This window comes from Aeromonas media, from assembly GCF_000819985.1.
Classification (GTDB): domain Bacteria; phylum Pseudomonadota; class Gammaproteobacteria; order Enterobacterales; family Aeromonadaceae; genus Aeromonas; species Aeromonas media.
In genome coordinates, this window is record NZ_CDBZ01000005.1 from 1 (window position 1) to 1,668 (window position 1,668).

The window sequence follows — 1,668 nt, forward strand, 5'->3', positions numbered from 1 at the left end:
ATTGCTGATGTGCAGATCACCCCGCTCGCAGTAGCCGACCAGATAGGGCCACTGCCCCAGCGTGTATTCCATCGCCTTTCTCGTCAGCGAGCCTTTCATCACCTTGCCGACGTTATTGTCCAGCCAGGTTTTGAACTCCGCCAACAGCGGCATGCTACGCGTCTGCCGTGCCTGATAGCGTTCGGCATCACTGCGCTCCTTCTGCTCCCGCTCGATGGCATAGAGTTTACTTATGTACCCCAGGGCTACATCGGCCTTGCTGGCACCGGGCTTGCTCTTGCCCTTCGCAACGGACGGCGTGGCCTGGGTCGCTTCGATGAATTTGCGCCGCGCATGATCCCAGCAGCCAATCCGGGTGAGACCGCTCTGTTTGCACACCTGGCTATAGCCAGAATAGCCATCGGCTTGCAGTACGCCGCTAAAACCGTCCAGCAGGCGCACAGGAACACTTCCGGCGCGCGACGGATCATATTCAAATAGCACAGAGGGGCGGCCCGGCGGACCACCGCGGGTCACCCACATCCATTTGTCCGATTGCGCAGTTTTGCCCTCCTCTTTGAGCACCTGGATCCGCGTCTCGTCGGCTTGCAGGTACGTCGCGTGGTTCTGCTCCTCGCGCAGCAGGTTCATCAATGGCTGGAACACCTCATCCAGCCGGATGATCCAGTGGGCCATGCTGGTGCGGCTCACCTCCTGCCCCAGGCGCTTGAACATCTGCTCCAGACGGTACAGTGGCAGGCCATCGGCATACTTAGAGGTAATGATGTAGCCCAGCAATGACGGCGTGGCGATACATTTGCCCAGCGGGTGTACGGGGCGGTTGGCCGCGAGGATCACCTCTTCGCCATCACGCTCGAACACCGCCTTCTCTTGCCAGATCTCCAGCACCTTGAGTTGAGCCGGAATGAACTGCAACTCCTCTTTGACCTTGGTAAAGAACACCTTGCTGGCCCCGGCTTTCTGCTCATCGCTGAGGGTGAGTTCGATGCGCTCGCGCAGCAGTGAGGCGGAGAAGCCACGTTGACGCGGCTTGGCCTTTGCTTCGGCAGTTTGCGGCAGGTCATCGGGTAACTGGGCCAGCAGGGCGTCCATGTCCGCTTCCAGCTCTGCCTCATCAAAGAGCTGGAGCTGATGGAGTTTCTCGCTGCTGGCGGCAAAGCGCTGGATCCTGCGCAGACGCAGCAGCTCTTCGAGTAACAGGATATGGGCGTCACGCCGCTGGATAGCCTCTTCTTTTAACGCCAACTGTTGCTGAAAACCCGCAATAACCGCCAACAACTCAGCGGCGCTAAGGCCACTGAGTTCAGGTGATGGGGTGAGGTTTTTCGGCGTCATTTTCATGAGGAAATTATAACAAAAACAAGGCGGTAAAGCACGAGGTTGGCGGTATTAAAGCGTCTCATAATGCAGTGTTTTATGGCCCTGCATCAAGGAGATATCGTAGCCATCGAGCAACCAGTTTATCTGCTCGGAAGAGAGGGAGAGTAGCTCATCGGCAGACGATGGCCACTTGAATTTCTCCTCGGCCAGCGCCTTGTAATAGAGCACAAAGCCGTTGTCCTCCCACATCAGACACTTGATCTTGTTGCGGCGGCGATTGGTAAAGGCATAGAGGGCACCGGTGAACGGGTTGTGCCCCAGTTGCTGCTCGACCAGCGCCGCCAGGCC

The 1,668-nt window shown here is 57.9% G+C and carries 2 protein-coding genes; both read right to left on the bottom strand.

Going from position 1 to position 1,668, the window contains the following annotated elements; all coding sequences use genetic code 11:
* Positions 1–1,341: IS66 family transposase (tnpC, locus tag BN1127_RS00270; RefSeq protein WP_042648092.1), on the bottom strand; the 1,341-nt coding region annotated here is incomplete at its 3' end.
* A gap of 48 nt (positions 1,342–1,389) precedes the next feature.
* A partial coding sequence (gene tnpB / locus BN1127_RS22295; protein WP_082029903.1) for an IS66 family insertion sequence element accessory protein TnpB occupies positions 1,390–1,668 on the bottom strand: 279 nt, incomplete at its 5' end.